Raw genomic sequence first — 18211 nt, 5'->3', positions numbered from 1 at the left:
ACCCCGGTCGGACGACAACCGGGGTTTTAGATGTTAAATCAATGACACGAGATTAGAAACGCTCCCGCGGCGTGTAAGTGGTATGAAGCAGATGATGAGAGACTTCACCAAGTGGTTCGCCAAGGAAATCCTTATAGATTTTTTGTACTTCCGGATTTTCGTGCGATTTCCTGATCGGTTTGCCTGAGTCTTCTGCATAAATGGCTTTCGCGCGTTTTTCCCTGATCTCAGAGTTAGTTGGTATGGGCTGGCCACCGCCGCCGAGGCAACCGCCCGGACAGGCCATCACTTCCAGGAAGTGGAAATTGGCTTTTCCTGCTTTTACGGCATCCATCACCGTTTTGGCATTGATGAGACCATGAGCAATAGCACAACGCAGTTCAACACCATCGAGGAATTTCCATTCTTTCAACGGTTTCTCAATTTTTACCGTGGCTTCCCTGACACCATCCATGCCCCTGACCGGGGTAATGTTCAGGTTCTCGAAAGGTACCGGTCGTCCGGTGACTAGTTCATAAGCGGTACGAAGAGCAGCTTCCATTACACCACCGGTTACACCGAAGATAGCGCCGGCACCGGTCGATTCGCCCATTAAACGGTCGAACTCCATGTCGTCCAACTGCATGAAATCGATGCCAGCCTGTTTGATCATGATGGATAGCTCACGGGTCGTGAGAACGTAGTCCACATCGCGGTAGCCGCTGTCGTGCATTTCCGAACGGGCAGCTTCGAATTTCTTGGCTGTACACGGCATGATGGAAACTGAAACGATCTTGTCCGGATCGAGATTGCGTGCTTTGGCATAATAGGTTTTAGCCAATGCTCCGAACATCTGTTGAGGCGACTTACAGGTAGAAAGGTTGGGCAAATACTCGGGATACATGTGCTCGATGTATTTGATCCATCCCGGTGAACAGGAAGTAGCCATCGGAAGTTTCACTTCCTTATCATTATCCACAAGCGCTTTCTTCAGTCGGGTAAGCAGCTCGGTACCTTCTTCCATGATGGTCAGGTCGGCGGTAAAATCGGTATCGAGTACCGAGTCAAAGCCCAAACGTTTGAGGGCCGCGACCATTTTGCCAGTAACACGACTACCCGGTTCGAATCCCAGGTCTTCACCCAATCCGACACGAACAGCCGGGGCAGTTTGAACAACCACATGCTTTTTAGGATCAGAAATGGCATCCCAAACTTCTTCCACGTAGTTCTTTTCAACCAGGGCACCGGTAGGACAACGGTTCACACATTGTCCGCAGTTGGTACAAACCACATCGTTCATTGGTTTTTCGAAGAACGTAGAGATTTTCATATGATCGCCTTTGTAAGCAACGGTCAATGCATTTACGCCCTGAAGTTCGGCACAGGTCCGCACGCAGCGCTGACAGCGGATACACTTACTATCATCTTTGATGATACTGGGCGAGATCATGTCGATGGTGTAGTTTTTCCAGGGCAGGAGTTCGATAAAGTCCTGCGTCATGATCTTGTATTCCGATGCTAGTGATTGCAGCTCGCATTTGCCATTTTTGTAACACTTGGTACAATCGGCGTTGTGTTCCGAAAGCAGGAGCTCGATGATGTGTTTCCTGGAATTCCTTACTTTCAGACTATTGGTCAGAATATCCATCCCATCTTCACAAGGGGTGGCGCAGGCTGCTGACAGACGTTTCTGACCGGCCACTTCTACCACGCAAACACGGCAGTTACCTGCCACACATAAGTCTTTATGGTAGCACAAGGTAGGAATGGTGACATTCGCTTTCCGTGCAGCCTCCAAAATGGTGGTTCCGGGTTTTACTGTTACCGGGAAACCATTGATATTTATTTGAACTTTTTGAGTCATGATGTACGGTTTGATTGGTTCACGATTAGTAGATCATCTCTTCCCGGAAGTTCTCGACAATAGATGCAAACGAGTTAGCTACCGATTGACCTAAGCCACATTTGGCTGTCAACTGCATGGTTTCAGTCAGCTTCAGCAATTTGTCGAGGTATTGTGCCGGCCGCTCTCCGCGTTTCACCGCTTTAATTCCGATAAGGAGTTGCTGACAACCTACACGGCATGGCGTGCACTGTCCGCACGATTCTTCGCGGAAAAATTCAAGGTAATTATCCAGTACATTAAACATGGATCGAGAACTATTGTAGATCATCATCGATCCACCGGTCGGGAGGGAAATTCCCGTCAGTTTTCCCTGGTAACCGATAGCAGTTTCCTGGAATTTTTTTCGGGGTACCAAAAATCCGGAAGCTCCACCGACCTGAACGGCTTTGGTATCGCCATCACCGAATTCGTTGACGAAATCCTGTAGGCTCATTCCGAGTTCCAGCTCGTAAATGCCTGGTTTTGGGGTATCGCCGGAAACCGAGAAGAGTTTGGTCCCGCGTGAGAATTGAACGCCCAAATCGTAGAACTTCTTGGCGCCGTATTTAAAGATGGTAAAAGTATGAGCCAGTGTCTCAACATTGTTGATGACGGTCGGCTTGTCCATATACCCTTTGATGGTCGGGTAGGGAGGCTTATTTCGTGGTTCCCCGCGATGTCCTTCAAGTGATTCGAACAAGGCGGTTTCTTCGCCACAAATGTAGGCTCCGCTTCCCATGAATACTTCAATCGAGAAATCGAGTTTGATTTTCTTGCAATAGTATTCAAATTCGGAAATGGTTTTTTCCAGTGCCTCTTTTAGCGAATAATATTCACCACGGAGGTAGATGATGCCTTTCTTGGCACCGATAATGTGTCCACAAACAGCCATCGCTGTTAGTACTTTGTAGGGCACACGGGAGAGTATTTCCCGGTCCTTAAAAGTTCCCGGTTCTCCTTCATCGGCGTTACAGATGACATATTTTTCAGCTGATTTGGCTTCAGCTGTAATTTTCCATTTTAAGCCGGTTGGGAAACCAGCGCCGCCACGTCCCTTCAGTTCCGAACTAATCAGCTCATTGATGATATCCTGAGGTGTGCGCTTAATGGTTTTGGTGAGAATTTCTTCCCAGTCATTTTCATTCCGGAAAATGAAATCGGCTCGTTTCAACAGATGATATGATTCAGCCATTTGGATTGATTTTTTGGTTTGGTTTGAAAAAGTTACTTCTTCATGTAGTCCGACAGAATCTCGCGGACTTTTTCCGGAGTCAGGTCGGTATACACTTCCTCGTTGATCAGCATGGCCGGGGCTTTGTGACAAAGTCCGAGGCAGTTGGTTTCAACCAGGGAGAATCGGCCGTCAGGTGTGGTTTCACCTGTCGATATTTTGAGCATATCCTGAATGGCCAGAAGCACCTGGTTTTTCCCTTTCATCGAGCAGGAAATAGTTTTGCAAATCCTGATGATGAAACGGCCCATTTTCCGGTGTTCGAGGAAAGAATAAAAAGTGGCTGTTCCATAGACTTCCGCTGCCGGCAGGTCAAGTTCCCGCGCGATCTCAATCATGGAATGTTCCGAAAGGTAACGTTCCTGTTCTACAACTCCTTGAAGTACAGGTAGCAGACTTTCGCGCTTGCGGCCGTGTTTCACCGCCAGCTCTTTAATTAAGGATTGGATTGGATCCATAGTTTGATGATTTATAGTGAAGAAAAAATGATGTCTGCGTAATAGGCTCTCTCTCCTTTATCATCTACCTCCTTTTCGAATTTATATAGAATTCGGATGAAATACTATATGTGTAAAAGTCATATTTTAAAATATGGTATGAAATAAGAGTTAAAACAATATGTAGTATCCTTAAAATAGTGAAAAGTTAAAGAAATATATAGCAAAAATCATAAAAAAAAACGGGTCTAAATAGACCCGTTCTGTCTGATATACAGACCTTAACATATGTGTATTTACTCTTTTGTAGGATGTGTCGGGCAACCGGCTTTGTATTCCGAAATGATTTTTCGTACATCTGCCTGAGCAACACGGCCATATACTTTTTCGCCAACCATTAGTACCGGAGCAAGTCCGCAGGCACCAACGCAGCGCAGACTGGAGAGCGAAAACAGTCCGTCCGGAGTGGTTTCTCCTTCATCAATGTTGAGTTGCCTTTTGATTTCATTCAGGATATTTTCAGCACCCCGAACATAGCAAGCGGTTCCCATGCAAAGGGAGATCGGATATTTACCTTTGGGTTTCATCGTGAAGAACGAGTAGAACGTCACGACACCATACACCTTGGCCACTGAAACATCTAGCTCCTTGGCAATCAATTCCTGAATTTCTGCCGGTAGGTAACCAAACTGGCTTTGCACGGCGTGAAGGATGTTAATGAGTTCGCCTTCCTCGTAATTGAACCGGCGACATATTTTTTTGACCAGTGCAATCGCATTTTCCGACAACTGCACTTTATGGTTTTTCAAATCTCTGGTTATTTCCATGACAAATTATTTTTTATCATCAGTTTCAGAAGCATTGCCGTCCTGTTCAAACACGGTGGAGCGGTCGAAATATTTGGTATGCAGCAGGTGATGCGCTTTTTCACTCATCGGTTCACCGAGATACTCTTCGTAGAGTTGGTAGATGAAAGGATTCTCGTGCGATTTCCGAATCGGTTTATTGCGATCTTCCTGATAGATGGCCTGCTGGCGTTTTTTCAGGATATCCGATTTTCCGTGGTGGAATGGTTGTCCTCCACCACCGATACAACCGCCGGGACACGACATAATCTCGATAGCATGGAACTGACTTCTTCCGGCAGCGATTTCTTCAAGCAGTTTACGGGCATTTCCCAAACCATGTGCAATACCAATGTGTAAAGGCAAACCGGCAAAATCAATGGTGGCATGACGCAAACCTTCCATACCGCGCAATTCCTCAAATTCTACTTTTGGAAGCGGTTTTTTGGTATAAAGTTCATATGCCGTACGAACAGCTGCTTCGATTACACCACCGGTCGTTCCGAAAATGACGGAAGCTCCGGTCGACATACCCATTGGCTGATCGAATTCTTCGTCGGGAAGTGTGTGGAAGTCGATGTTGGCCAACTTAATCAGGTGTGAAAGTTCGCGGGTTGTGAGTACAAAATCCACATCGGAATTTCCGTCAACAGCAAACTCATCGCGGCCACGCTCGTACTTCTTGGCCACACACGGCATGATGGACACTACGACCAGTTTTTTCCGGTCGACATTCAGCTTTTCAGCGAAGTAATTCTTCGCTACGGCACCAAACATCTGTTGCGGTGATTTGGCTGATGACGGTACGTCGAGCAGTGACGGGAAGTTATGTTCGATGAATTTCACCCAAGCCGGACAACAAGAAGTCAGGATTGGAAGCTTCACGGTAGAATCGCCGTTGAGGTGGCGGGTTAACCGGTCGAGTAATTCAGTTCCTTCCTCCATGATGGTGAGGTCGGCAGCAAAGTCGGTATCGAATACATAATCGAAGCCCAAACGACGCAGCGCAGCCGCCATTTTTCCGGTTACCAGCGTACCCGCTTCTTGTCCGAATTCTTCGCCCAATGCAGCACGTACCGCAGGTGCGGTTTGAACTACGACGGTCTTGTCGGGATTAGACAACGCCCGGATAACAGCTCCGGTCTGGTCACGCTCGGTAAGCGCACCGACGGGGCAAACGGCTACACACTGTCCGCAATAAGTGCAGGCTGAATCCTGCAAGTCCTGTTCAAAAGCCGGAGATACCACTGAGTTAAATCCACGGTTGACTGCTGAAAGCACACCTACGGTTTGTACTTCGTTACACATGGTTTCGCATCGGCGACACATGATGCACTTATCCATGTCGCGGATAATGGCCGGAGACTTGTCTTCGCGGTGTACCGATTTCTCTCCGGAGAAATGCAGTTCACGGATACCCATTTTAATGGCCAGGCTCTGCAAATCGCAGTTCCCCGATTTGGCACAAGTCAGACATTCGGCCGGGTGATCGCTTAGAATCAGTTCGACAATGGTCCGGCGGGTATTCATTACGCGAATAGAGGATGATTTGACAATCATTCCGTCGGTTGCCTCAGTTACACACGAAGGTGCGAGGTTTTTCCTGCCCTGTATTTCGACGAGACACACGCGACAGCCACCGGGTTTATTTTCAATTTCCAGGTTGTCCAGTTTCATGTGGCAGAGCGTGGGAATTTCGACGCCCACTTTGGCTGCTGCCTCTAAAACAGTTGTTCCTTTAGGAACTTCAACGGTTTTATTATCGATGGTTAATGTTACCATTTTCATTTTTCAGATGATTTACGGATTGGTCAATCAGGCCACCGAGATGGCTTCGAATTTGCATTTCTCCATACAGGCACCGCACTTGATACACTTTTCCGGATCGATTTCGTGCGCTTGTTTGCGCTCACCTTCAATTGCAGCAACCGGACAAATGCGCGAGCAGAGTGTACAGCCGGTACATTTGTTTGGATCGATGACATATTGCATCATGGCCTTACATTGACCGGCAGGGCAGCGTTTGTCTTCGACGTGGGCCAGGTACTCGTCCCAGAAGTTGTCCATGGTTGACAAAATCGGGTTGGGAGAGGTTTGTCCCAGTCCACAAAGCGACGCGTCTTTCACCACATTGCTGAGGAGTTTCAACCGGTTCAGATCTTCCTTCGTTCCATTTCCTTTGGAAATTTTATCCAGAATTTCCCACAACCGTTTGTTTCCGATTCGGCACGGATTACATTTTCCGCACGATTCGTCAAGCGTAAATTCGAGGTAGAATTTGGCGATGGAAACCATACAATCATCTTCGTCCATCACAATCATACCACCGGAACCCATCATGGAGCCTGCTTCAGTCAGACTTTCGTAGTCGATAGGCGTATCGAGGAAGTTTTTGGTCAGGCAGCCGCCCGAAGGACCTCCGGTTTGTACGGCCTTGAACTCTTTTCCACCTTTGATACCACCACCGATATCGTAAATCACCTCACGAAGGGTAGTTCCCATCGGGACCTCAATCAAACCAACGTTGTTGATTTTTCCTGCTAAGGCGAAAACCTTGGTTCCTTTGGATTTTTCGGTACCAATGTTGCTAAACCATTTGGCTCCTTTATTGATAATCGGAGGGATGTTGGCGTAGGTTTCTACGTTGTTCACGTTGGTCGGTTTGCCGAGATATCCTTTTTCAGCCGGGAACGGTGGTTTGAAAGTTGGCTCGCCTCGTTTTCCTTCCATGGAGTGGATGAGAGCGGTTTCCTCACCACATACGAATGCTCCGGCTCCGTAACGAAGTTCAATATCAAAATTGAAACCGGTATCCAGGACATTCTCTCCGAGAAGGCCGTAGTTGCGTGCCTGTTCCAGGGCAATCTTCAGGCGTTTGATGGCCAGAGGATATTCAGCCCGGATGTATACCAATCCTTTGTCGGCGCCAATGCAGTAGCCACAAATGGCCATGGCTTCGATAACCGAGTGGGGATCGCCTTCGAGGATAGAGCGGTCCATGAAAGCTCCCGGGTCACCTTCGTCGGCGTTACAAACCACGTATTTCTGGTCTGCCTCACTTTTGCGGGTCAATTCCCATTTCGTCCCGGTAGGGAAACCTGCACCACCGCGTCCGCGCAAGCCTGCCTTTTTGATTTCTTTGATTACCTGTTCCGGAGTCATTTCGCCAAGGCATTTGGCCATGGCGGCGTAGCCTTCGCGGGCAACGTACTCGTCGATGTTTTCCGGGTTGATGAAGCCGCAGTTCCGAAGGGCGATTCGAACCTGCTTTTTATAGAAATCCATGTGCTTGGAATCGGATACCTTTTTCCCGGTTTCGGGGGCAGTGTAAAGCAGATGCTCTACTTTCCGTCCTTTGATGATGTGCTCCTCGATAATTTCCCGGGCGTCGGCAGCCTGTACCTGAACATAGAAAGTATTGTCGGGAAGTATTTTCACCACCGGACCTTTTTCACAAAATCCGAAACAACCGGTGGAAACGACCTGGATTTCTTTTTCGAGGCCTTTATCCGCGAGAAGCGAGACCAACTCATCGTAAAGGGTGGCACCTTCGGATGAGCGGCAGCCTGTTCCGCCACATACCAGGATGTTCATTCTGTAATCTGTCATAACAAGGTTTTTGGAAAAGCGATTAAACGTTTAAATTGATTGATGATTGACTGGAATAATACCGTCGATTAATTCCTGATTCACGACATACTTGTCGATAATTTCCCGGGCACGTTCTTCTTTCACTTCGCCAAACACAATGGGTTCTTTCCCCGGAAGGGTAACTTCCACGGTGGGTTCGGCATAGCAATAGCCCATACATCCGGTTTGCGTAACGACAGCATCTACTCCACGTTGATCGAGTTGCTCAATCAGCACACGCATGGTTTCGCGGGCGCCCGAAGCGATTCCGCAGGTTGCCATGGCCACCTTGATGCGCACCAGGTCATCTGATTTGTCGCTGTTTTCGCGAAGTTTCATCCGGGTTTGCACCTCTTCACGCAACTTACGCAGCTCTTCTAACGATTTGATTTTGCTCATAATTGATCTATTGGTTATGATCCTGAATCGTTTTCAGGTTTTCTCTAATATGATTGATTAAGAATTCTCTTACTTCACTATTGGTTATCGGAACGTCTTCCAGTATTTGTTTTACTTCGTCCGTATCAATGTTGAACTCTCCGCGGTCGGTGAGATAATTAAATTTGAACCGGATGGTTGGATACGAGGCAAACAGCTGAACCAGTGTTTCAGCGATATCGCCCAACGGCTGGCGATCGATATGGTTGTTAACTAAAACAGCTTCCACGCGGCAACCATTTCCTACCGATGAACTGAGGATTAGTTTCCCGCCGGTTTGTTCCGCATTCTGTTTCAGTAGCGGGAGACCAAGACCTACTTTTCTGGTTGTACGCGATGTGTAGAACGGATCAAGTGCTTTTTCCATTTCCTGCGATGTCATTCCTTTCCCGTTGTCACAGATAAGAATCCGGAATTCGTTCTTCTGTGCAAAATCCTCAATAGTAATTTCGATTCGCGTCGACTCGGCGCGAATGGAATTCTGGACGATATCGAGAATGTGTAACGAAAGCTCTTTCATCGCTACTGGTTTAACTTGCTTCGCAAATAAGCCCTGACGGCCTCAAATGAATTCTCTTCCAACTCAAATGTTGTGGTTGCCCTCCCGATGTCTTTCGGATAATGTGCATCCGATGAGCGGAGGAAATATTTTCCACACAATTCGGGATGCTGTCCGCAAATTTCTGTTTCCGGCATCCGGTAGGAGAGTTCCAGTGCATCGTATTCCAGATTTTCGGGAATGAATCCCAAACGGTCGAGAATGCCACTGTACGGTCGATCGATGTGCGCCGGGATGAAAATTCCATTCAGCTTGTGCACCAGCGTTTCAATCTCTTTGATGCCAGCACGAAGAGCAGAAATCAGCAAACGATCTTCCGTGTAAACGATTTGTTCGTCTTCATCGACTACCACCTGGTCGCCGAAAATGACCACATCGTTTTCCTCTTCCGGTAAACGGGCATCCAGGAAGTCCTGAAAAGTTCGGGTTGTCTCATCATCGCCGAAAAGGCAAAGACAATGCACTTCTTCGCGTGTATTGACTTCCGCACCGGTTAACACGGTTATTCCCGCTTCCTGTCCCAACTTTTTTATCAACCCGGCTTGCCGCGTTGAGTTATGGTCGGCTACCGCGATGATATCAATCTTCCGTTCCTTTGCTTCGCGAATAATCCGGGCAGGACTCATGTCCAGACTTCCGCAAGGCGAAAGAAGAGAATGAATATGCAGGTCGGCCCGGTATGATTTCATGGCTCAGGAATTTAACAGTTGATACAATTTTCCGGCGATTTCGAACGTGCTCAGTTTTGTTCCGAGCATCGGAATATTCTCTTCGTTGGCTTTCTCCAGCATATCTTCTTCCGGCTTGTTTCCATTAACCAGAATGACTGTGGATAAATCCTTCAGCGATGCAATCGCCATTACATTCAGGTGAGTTTGGAGGGTTATCCAGGCCAATCCTTCGGTGGCGTTTCCCATCACGTCGCTCAACAAGTCGGAAACATAGCCTCCGGTTACTTCACGATCGAGACCCTTTTCGCCGCCAAAGACTTTTAGTTCGAGGGCCTGTTGTACATCTTTTACTGTCATTCTATCCAGGTTATTTTGGGTTTGATTTCTTTTCTCGGCGGCTTCCTGCCGCATCAGCTCATATCTTACTCTGCAATAAAAACTAGTACAAGTCGGCATCTTCTCCTTCGTTCATTAATCCAAATCCGTTATCATTCTTTGCACCTCGTTTCGAGCAATCCACATCGAAACGGTTTTCTCCCCATCTCTTTTCCAGATTACGGAAAGCTTTTTCAGCTGATATTTTTCCTTCCTTCTGCCACAACTGCTGTATATAAATGCAATCGGTCATTCGGGCTTCGTGCCGCACCATATCTTCGGCCAAAGCCAAACAGGACGGAGCACCACAAGCACCGCAATCAATTCCCGGTAGGTGACACATGATGGAACGGGCTTTCTTCATTTTCGCGAAAGCTTTCTCCATGTCGGTGTCAAGATGAACCATCGGGCGTGGCTGAACCGAAGCGATACGCAGTTTCTCTGCTAGTTCTTCCATGCCTGCGGATGATTTGGCTTCCGGAAATTTTTCGGCCCGTTTGTGTTGACGATCGGCTGTCAGGAAGCGGTTACTGGTCATCATAATACCACCGGCGCAGCCTTCGTCGCAAGCCCGCAGCTCCAGAAAGTCGATATCCTGGAGATCACCGTCTTCCAAACGTTCCAGAATGCGAATAACATTGTGCATCCCATCAACCGAAAGTGACTTGCCATCGAAAGCTGCTTTTTCTCCTTCCGGGAGACTCCAGAGGATTCCTTCGCGGGAAATTTCATTGCGGCAATCGCAGGAATGAAAGTTTCCGGTGACTCCGGTTGCTTTTGCCATTACCTGGTTGTAAATCTCGCTCATGTTGATAATGCCATCAACAATTGATTTTTTCTCACCTACGGGACTTTTCACTGCTGCAATTTTGGCGGCACACGGCGTGATATAGAAAATGCCGGCATCCGATGGGTCGATTCCTTCTTCGGCTAACCGTTGTCTGACGTACCAGGCCGCCAAATCATGCGGCGCGTTCCGCAAAACCAGATGATCGGTTAGTGCCGGATATTTCACCTGAATCAGGCGGACTGTTGCCGGACAGAATGAAGAAATGATGGGACTTTCGCTGTCGTATTCATTCTGTGCAAAGTCTTTAATGGAATCGATGAGTACCGAGATGGGCTGTTCCACTTCGCAGGTGTGAGTAAATCCAATTTGCTTCAGTACACCATATATTTGTTCTTCTGAAATATTCTCAGGAAACTGACTTACGAAAACGGCCGGGAAAAGTGCCACCCGGTATTTGTAATCGAAAATGCGTGAAAGGTCGTCCTGTTCCACATAAAAAGCATGGTAAGGACAAGCTCGGTGACACTCGCCGCAATCGACACACCGGCCCGGAATAATGGTGGCCTTCCCGTTCCGAATCCGGATGGCTTCGGTAGGACACACCTGCAGGCAGTGAGTGCACGCCCGGCATTTATCCGGGTCGATTTTGATAGCGTGGTGTAGTTCCAATTGGTTCGATTGATTCATGGTTTGGCAAAATAATTAGTAATGTGTACCGTGGTTCCTTCACCGACCTTGCTCTCTATATTCAGTTCATCTGCATTTTTCTTAATGTTGGGTAATCCCATTCCTGCACCAAATCCCATGGCGCGTACTTCTTCCGATGCTGTCGAAAAACCTTCCTGCATTGCCTGGGAGATATCTCCAATTCCCGGTCCTTTGTCCCGCAACTCGATTTCCACCTTATCGTGATGTACGTCGACACTAATGAAGCCCTGTTGTGCATGAGCGACAATATTTACTTCTGCTTCATACAACGCGACAACAATGCGCCGGATAATCATCGGTGGAACTCCCAGTTTCTTCAGTACCTTTTTTACCTCACTGGATGCGACGCCCGCCTTGGCAAAATTGCCTCCATCTACCTGAAAATTCAGTTTCATCAGTACACCGGTTTTAAACCTGCATTAAATAATAAACCTGAGGTCCGAAAGAGTGAATACCCGGTTGTAATGAGTACGATATCATTCTCCCTGGCCAGTTTTATCATCTCCATGGTGATTTTCTTATTCCTGACAAACAGAATAAATTCAATATCGGCCATCTCGGCTGTTCGTATGGTTTGAGGATTAGCGAGGCCGGTCATCAACAGCAAGTTCTCGATGTTGATGGTCAGAACATCACTCATCAGGTCAGAACTGAAGCCATACTTGACGGTTCGTCTGAGTTTTTCCTCTCCACAGATGACTCTGCCGTTAACTATCTCAACTATACGGGCAAGCTCCATAGTCGGTTATTAAGGTTTGGTTTTCCTGACGGTAAAAATAGGAAAGAGGAAGTGGCTAATACATGACTTTCATAAACTTTTACACGCTGATACACTGATTTTAATCAGTTCTAAACAAGGAGGGGAGAAAAGTAAAAACGAATCTAAAAGGAAGGCAAAATTGGAGAATAAAAAACCCGGCGTTTGCCGGGTTGAAAATGAGGAATTAAATCATTGGATATTTTTTGATTATCTCTGTCGAGTTCATCAGGATGTCGACGTACTGAGCCCGCTTGTATGCGTAAGGATCCTGCAGATTTTTCATGGCGAGCTTTCCGCGGAATTCGTCAACCGATTTATAGCCTTTTTCGTCCATCCATTGTTCGAGCGTATCGAGCATTTTGGTAATGGCTCCGGCTTTGTTCCGGAATATTGTACTGACAACCTGTACGGAGGTCGCACCTGCCAGAAGCATCTTAATCAGATCTTTTCCGTCGGAAATACCACGGCTGGCGCAAATGTCACTTTTAATTTGTCCGTAAAGCAGACCAGCGAAACGTAAAGTAATCTGGTAGTCTTTTTCGTGTGTCAGATCGAACGGGTAATAGAACTCTTCGGTCTCAATGTCAATTTCCGGTTGGAAGAAGCGGTTGAAAAGAACTACGGCATCGGTTTTTGCTTTGTCAAGCTGCTGTACAAAGTTCAGCGGATTGCTGTAGAACGATGAGATTTTCACACTGACCGGAATCTTCACCGCTTTTTTTACTTTTTTCAGAATGGCCAGCTGATGTTCTTCAATACTCGCTCCGGCTTTTTCCAACTCAACTGGTACACTGTAAAAGTTCAGTTCCAAACCAGCGATTCCGGTTTCTTCCAGTTGTTTGGCATATTCTACCCAGGTAGAATCATAGATGGCATTCAAGCTGGCAAAAACAGGAACATCCACATTGTCTACAGTTTTCTTCAACTGGTACAGATGTTCTTTGGCCCCTGCATGTTTAATGTTCGGGAAAATGTCGATCATCTCTGCATGTCTTTCATCGTATTCTCCGAGCATGTCGTCCAGCTGAGCTTCTTCGAGGTGAATCTGCTCCTCGAAAAGCGAGCGGTAAACAATGGCGCCGACTCCGGCCCGTTCAATCTTTTTCACGGTTTCGAGCTTGTCAACAATACTGCTGGCTCCAAGAATGATGGGGTTTTTCAGCTGCACCCCCATGTACGTTGTTTTGAGATCCGCCATGTTCTATTTAATTTAGTTTTATTTATATGTAACATATTATATTATCAAATCGTTCACTGCTGGTGGGTTAGGGCAAATGTTTTTAGGTATTTTTAATAATTCTAAATGATTTGATAGGATTTACTTTCTCCTTAGAAAGTTATAGAATAATTGCTTTTTAACAAAAAAAAGGAGGTGTCCATTTCGGTCACCTCCTTTTAAATATTACGTGTGAGTTGGATTATAGAATATGATACGCCACTGTAACACCTGCCATTACGATGGACGCCATCGTCATCAGCTTAATCAGGATATTTAATGACGGGCCGGATGTATCTTTAAACGGATCACCCACGGTATCGCCTACAACACCAGCCTTATGAGCTTCACTGCCTTTTCCGCCGTATTCACCTTTTTCGATGAATTTTTTGGCATTGTCCCAGGCACCACCAGCATTATTGAGCATCACTGCCAGCGTGAAACCAGTGGTCAGACCGCCGACTAATAGTCCTACAACGCCTGCTACACCCAAAAGAATACCTACGGCAACAGGGACGATAATCGCCAGTAATGAGGGAAGAATCATCTCGCGTTGTGCGCCCTTGGTCGAAATCTCAACACAGCGGGCATAGTCCGGTTTCTGTTTCCTTTCCATAATGCCGGGAATTTCGCGGAACTGACGGCGAACTTCATCTACCATGGCTCCGGCAGATCGTCCGACAGCTTTCATGGTCATCGCACTGAAAACAAAGGCCATCATGGCACCAATAAAAATACCTCCCAGCAGAAGCGGGTTGAAAAGTGTCAGATTGTAGGCATCGGCAAAGTCCTGAATATTGGCCGTTGCAATTTCCACAGCCCTTTGTCCGGCTGTTACCATTGGCATATGATCATTATAGAACAACACGTTGCCAACTTCTCTGACGCCGTCGCCGGCCAGTTTTCCCAGCCATAAGCGAATTTCTTCCATGTAAGCAGCCAAAAGTGCCATGGCTGTCAAAGCTGCTGAGCCAATCGCAAAGCCTTTTCCGGTAGCAGCCGTGGTATTTCCCAACATATCGAGTGCATCGGTGCGTTGACGTACTTCCGGCGGCAGTTCTGCCATTTCAGCGTTTCCACCAGCGTTGTCGGCAATCGGCCCAAATGCGTCGGTTGCCAGTGTGATTCCTAATGTGGAAAGCATACCAACAGCGGCAAAGCCAATACCATAAACACCATCGGCAAAGCTGTGGAAACCACCACCGAATCCGTAAGCTGCAATAATGCCAATAACAATAGTTATAACCGGAATCCAGGTTGAGTACATACCCACTGCCATTCCTTCGATGATGGTGGTGGCTGGCCCCTGGAGCCCTTGTTTAGCAATGCCCTTGGTTGGTTTATATTCATCGGAAGTAAAATATTCAGTTCCCTGTCCGATGATAACGCCGGCAAGAAGTCCGGAAACAACCGCTCCAAAAATTCCCCAGCTAATCCAGTCAAAGTATACCATGAATCCAAGAACGACCAGAATGAAGAACGAACTTCCACCGGTTCCCAGGAGTAAGGCGTTCAACAGGTTTTTCTGTGTAGCCGATTCTTTGGTTCTTACCAGGAAAATACCGGCGACCGAAAGGAGAATACCGATAGCTGCAACGAGCATCGGCGCAATCACTGCTTTGGTCTGATCTTCTCCGGTGAGACCGGGAAGAGCGGCTCCAAGTGCAGCTGTTGCCAGAATCGAGCCGCAATACGATTCGTATAGATCGGCTCCCATACCGGCTACATCACCCACATTGTCGCCTACATTGTCGGCAATAGTGGCCGGGTTTCTCGGATCATCTTCCGGGATACCGGCTTCCACTTTACCTACGAGGTCGGCACCTACGTCAGCAGCTTTGGTGTAAATTCCACCTCCGACACGGGCAAACAGTGCCTGTGTAGAAGCTCCCATACCGAATGTCAGCATGGTAGCGGTAATTTCAATTAGTTTTTCATGTTCTGTAGTTCCGGCATGAACAAAGGTGAGCCCAATCCATGAAAGTCCTTCATGCATGTTTGTCGCGGTATACACCAGTTTGTTCAGAATCATGTACCAGATGGAAATGTCGAGCAAACCGAATCCGACGACAACAAGTCCCATAACGGCTCCGCTTCGGAAGGCAATTTTCAAGCCTTTATTCAACGATGCAGAAGCTCCGTGAGCCGTACGGGCAGAAGCATAGGTTGCTGTTCGCATGCCCAGAAAGCCCGCTAATCCGGAGAAAAAACCTCCGGTGAGGAAAGCCACGGGAACGAACGGGTTTTGAACTCCCAGATAAGCAAGTATCCCAAGCAGGACAACGAGCACCACAAAAACCTGTCCCACCACTTTGTATTGTCGGGTGAGATAAGCCAGGGCACCTTCACGTACGTGCTGGGCAATTTCTATCATTGTAGGGGTCCCTTCCGAATTGGTCATCATATTCTTAAAGAATATCCACGCAAACAAAAGGGCAAATAATGAGGCGGCCGGAATAAGCCAGAAAATGGAATGAATCATAACAGACGCTTTAGTGATTATTGGTTTGATCAGGGCAAAATTTCCCTGCTTTGATTTTTTGGTTATTTGAAACGAGATGGCAGGTTAGGCCAACAAATTCTTTCCAGTTTCGGAAATGAAAATAGATATTTAAAAGGAATAAGGATGTTTTATAATTATGTTGTATAGCATCTTCTTTTTGCCCGTTTGCGGTAACGGAGCTTTTTTACTGTTTTACAGCAGGTTTGGGAGCCGGCTGCTCTGATGAAAAATTCTGGTGATGAAAAACGGTTTTGCCGCGCCATCTTCCCGACAGGTAATAGATATAAGATCCGATGGCTCCCACAATCCAGGCAATCGGAATCGCCCACCAGATTCCACTGACACCAAGTGGTCCCCGGGAAAGAAACCAGGAAAGGGGAAGCCGGATAATCCATAACGTGACAACGGTGATGTACATGGGAATAAGAGTATCGCCTGCACCGCGCAGCATACCAATCACCGAGAACATGGCTGCAAAAGCGAGATAAAACGAACTGACGATAACCAGGTATTTTTCGCCGATATGAATTACCGCCGGGTCATCGGTAAACATTCGCATCAGGAATTCTCCAAAGAAGACAATTAACAGGGAGATGATGATGCTGTAAATTACCGAAATGACGAGCGTGGATCGAAAACCGTTTCGGGCGCGCTGTTCTTTGTTGGCTCCGAGATTTTGGCCGACAAAAGAGGAGAGAGCCGAAGCAAAATTCATAGCCGGCATTTTTGCCAGCGAGTCGATGCGAAGGGCAACAGTGTAAGCAGCTACAGCATTGGTCCCAAATCCATTCACAATTCCCATGATGGCCATGGCTCCAACGGCTACAAACGACTGTTGAAATCCGGTAGGCAAGCCAATTTTCACACAGCTCTTAAATATCGATCTGTCGAACTGAAGACGGGTGAGCGTAATTTTGACCAAAGCATGTGTCCGGTTCAAATAGATAATTGCCGTAACAAACGCTCCGGCCTGTGAAATAACGGTAGCCAGGGCAACACTGCCGACTCCCAATTTAAAGACCACGACAAACAGTAAATCCAACGCGATATTGGCCAGTGTGGCAATGATCATGAAATAGAGTGGTGTTTTCGAGTCACCCAAACCACGCAGAATGGAGGCTATGCCATTGAAACCGAAAAAAGCAAACAGTCCGATTAGGTAAATGTGAAGATACGTTTGTGCCTGCGGTAAAATTTCTTCGGGCAGTTGCAGTAACCTGAAAATCGGCTCGGAAAAAGTGATGCCTAAAGCAGCTAAAATAATGGCTGCTCCGATAAAAAAGATGAAAATGGTATCGATGGTTCGCCGGACTTCATCTGTTTTTTTGGCACCAAAAAATTGAGAAATAACAATAGAGGCACCGGAGCCGACACCGATAACCAGTGCAATGAGCGTGAAAATGACGGGAAACGACGCACCAACGGCAGCCAGGGCTTCCTTGCCCAGGTAGTTTCCTACAATCACGCTGTCGACAATGTTGTACAGATTTTGGAAAACATTACCGGCAAGCATGGGCAGGGCAAACCTGACGATTAATCTCGTCTCATTTCCTGTCGTCAAATCTCTCATTGCGGTATTAAAAAAACAATTTCCCCAATTTGTCAATAAATCAGGGAAATCTGTTGTATCGATGTTTTATCTTTTAAAAATCAAAGATGGGATTAAAAACAGTACCGAACGGAAAGGGCCAGATCGAAGTTGAGGTTATCTCCTTGCGGATTGATGAATCCGATTTGCGGACGGGTATCGATGGCAACTTGCAGCGGAATCTCAAAATTGTATTCAACTCCGGCTGTTCCGGCGATGGTCAGAAACAGGCCGCTGTCGCCGTAGTCGGTGTAATTATTCCGGTAACTCCACGAACCGATTCCGGCACCTGCTCCTGCATACCAATTGAAACCTCCGTCGATATGCCAAACCCATTGGTGAACACCGGTAATGGCCCAGCTGTTCCAGCTGCTTCCGGAACGAACACCCAAATCAGCTTCCAGGCGAGTCATCGGGGTAAGCGTATACTGGTAACTGATTTCCGTTCCGAAGTTGGCGTTGTCACCCAGTCGTAACCCCAATGCATGTTGGTGATTAATCTGTGCATTGGCCAAGCCGAATGTACCGACGATAAGCAAAATTGCTAAGAAAATCTTTCTCATGGTCATGAATTTTTCGGAGTCAAAATTAAGTCA

At 47.1% G+C, this 18211-nt stretch carries 17 protein-coding genes; all 17 read right to left on the bottom strand.

The window, feature by feature from the left end; all coding sequences use genetic code 11:
- Nucleotides 1-52: 52 nt before the first annotated feature.
- The 17 genes from AC060N_RS16650 to AC060N_RS16570 all read right to left on the bottom strand — a co-directional run bounded on the left by AC060N_RS16650 (nt 53) and on the right by AC060N_RS16570 (nt 18178).
- Nucleotides 53-1843 carry an NADH-dependent [FeFe] hydrogenase, group A6 gene (locus AC060N_RS16650; RefSeq protein ID WP_463232231.1) on the bottom strand — a complete coding sequence of 597 codons (1791 nt, stop codon included), beginning with the start codon at nt 1841-1843 and terminating at the stop codon, nt 53-55.
- Between the two features lie 25 nt (nt 1844-1868).
- Nucleotides 1869-3056, bottom strand: a complete 1188-nt coding sequence (locus AC060N_RS16645; protein ID WP_479524782.1) for an NADH-ubiquinone oxidoreductase-F iron-sulfur binding region domain-containing protein — start codon at nt 3054-3056, stop codon at nt 1869-1871.
- 32 nt (nt 3057-3088) lie between these two features.
- Nucleotides 3089-3553, bottom strand: coding sequence for an NADH-quinone oxidoreductase subunit NuoE family protein (locus tag AC060N_RS16640; RefSeq protein WP_106540217.1), 465 nt, complete (start codon nt 3551-3553; stop codon nt 3089-3091).
- Nucleotides 3554-3828: 275 nt separating this feature from the next.
- Nucleotides 3829-4359, bottom strand: coding sequence for an NADH-quinone oxidoreductase subunit NuoE (gene nuoE, locus AC060N_RS16635; protein WP_463232774.1), 531 nt, complete (start codon nt 4357-4359; stop codon nt 3829-3831).
- A 6-nt stretch (nt 4360-4365) separates the two neighbouring features.
- Complete coding sequence (locus AC060N_RS16630) at nt 4366-6165, bottom strand: NADH-dependent [FeFe] hydrogenase, group A6 (protein ID WP_479524781.1); 1800 nt, start codon at nt 6163-6165, stop codon at nt 4366-4368.
- A gap of 27 nt (nt 6166-6192) precedes the next feature.
- Entirely contained in the window at nt 6193-7986 is a 1794-nt protein-coding gene (locus tag AC060N_RS16625) for an NADH-ubiquinone oxidoreductase-F iron-sulfur binding region domain-containing protein (protein ID WP_479524780.1), read from the bottom strand.
- Between the two features lie 30 nt (nt 7987-8016).
- Entirely contained in the window at nt 8017-8406 is a 390-nt protein-coding gene (locus AC060N_RS16620; protein WP_106540213.1) for a (2Fe-2S) ferredoxin domain-containing protein, read from the bottom strand.
- 7 nt (nt 8407-8413) lie between these two features.
- Entirely contained in the window at nt 8414-8965 is a 552-nt protein-coding gene (locus AC060N_RS16615; RefSeq protein WP_479524779.1) for an ATP-binding protein, read from the bottom strand.
- 2 nt (nt 8966-8967) lie between these two features.
- Nucleotides 8968-9693 carry a PHP domain-containing protein gene (locus tag AC060N_RS16610; RefSeq protein ID WP_479524778.1) on the bottom strand — a complete coding sequence of 242 codons (726 nt, stop codon included), beginning with the start codon at nt 9691-9693 and terminating at the stop codon, nt 8968-8970.
- 3 nt (nt 9694-9696) lie between these two features.
- Entirely contained in the window at nt 9697-10032 is a 336-nt protein-coding gene (locus AC060N_RS16605) for a DRTGG domain-containing protein (RefSeq protein WP_479524777.1), read from the bottom strand.
- Nucleotides 10033-10114: 82 nt separating this feature from the next.
- On the bottom strand, nt 10115-11527 hold the full coding sequence (locus tag AC060N_RS16600) for a [Fe-Fe] hydrogenase large subunit C-terminal domain-containing protein (protein WP_479524776.1): 1413 nt from the start codon (nt 11525-11527) through the stop codon (nt 10115-10117).
- Nucleotides 11524-11943 carry an ATP-binding protein gene (locus AC060N_RS16595; protein ID WP_463228095.1) on the bottom strand — a complete coding sequence of 140 codons (420 nt, stop codon included), beginning with the start codon at nt 11941-11943 and terminating at the stop codon, nt 11524-11526. Before AC060N_RS16595 ends, AC060N_RS16600 begins: the two co-directional genes overlap by 4 nt.
- Nucleotides 11943-12287: a DRTGG domain-containing protein gene (locus AC060N_RS16590; RefSeq protein WP_153640142.1), complete on the bottom strand. Its 345-nt coding sequence runs from the start codon at nt 12285-12287 to the stop codon at nt 11943-11945. The genes AC060N_RS16595 and AC060N_RS16590 overlap by 1 nt, the downstream gene beginning before the upstream one ends.
- A gap of 205 nt (nt 12288-12492) precedes the next feature.
- A complete protein-coding gene (locus AC060N_RS16585; protein WP_479524775.1) occupies nt 12493-13506 on the bottom strand; it encodes a dihydroorotate dehydrogenase-like protein in 1014 nt (337 codons plus the stop codon).
- 220 nt (nt 13507-13726) lie between these two features.
- Nucleotides 13727-16006, bottom strand: coding sequence for a sodium-translocating pyrophosphatase (locus AC060N_RS16580; RefSeq protein ID WP_479524774.1), 2280 nt, complete (start codon nt 16004-16006; stop codon nt 13727-13729).
- A gap of 205 nt (nt 16007-16211) precedes the next feature.
- Complete coding sequence (locus AC060N_RS16575) at nt 16212-17597, bottom strand: MATE family efflux transporter (RefSeq protein ID WP_479524773.1); 1386 nt, start codon at nt 17595-17597, stop codon at nt 16212-16214.
- A 92-nt stretch (nt 17598-17689) separates the two neighbouring features.
- Nucleotides 17690-18178, bottom strand: a complete 489-nt coding sequence (locus AC060N_RS16570) for a hypothetical protein (protein WP_479524772.1) — start codon at nt 18176-18178, stop codon at nt 17690-17692.
- Nucleotides 18179-18211 lie beyond the last annotated feature (33 nt).

This window comes from Prolixibacter sp. DSM 2831 (assembly GCF_056493735.1).
Note: the sequence above shows the minus strand (reverse complement) of the source record. Positions and strands in the feature narration are given on the sequence as shown.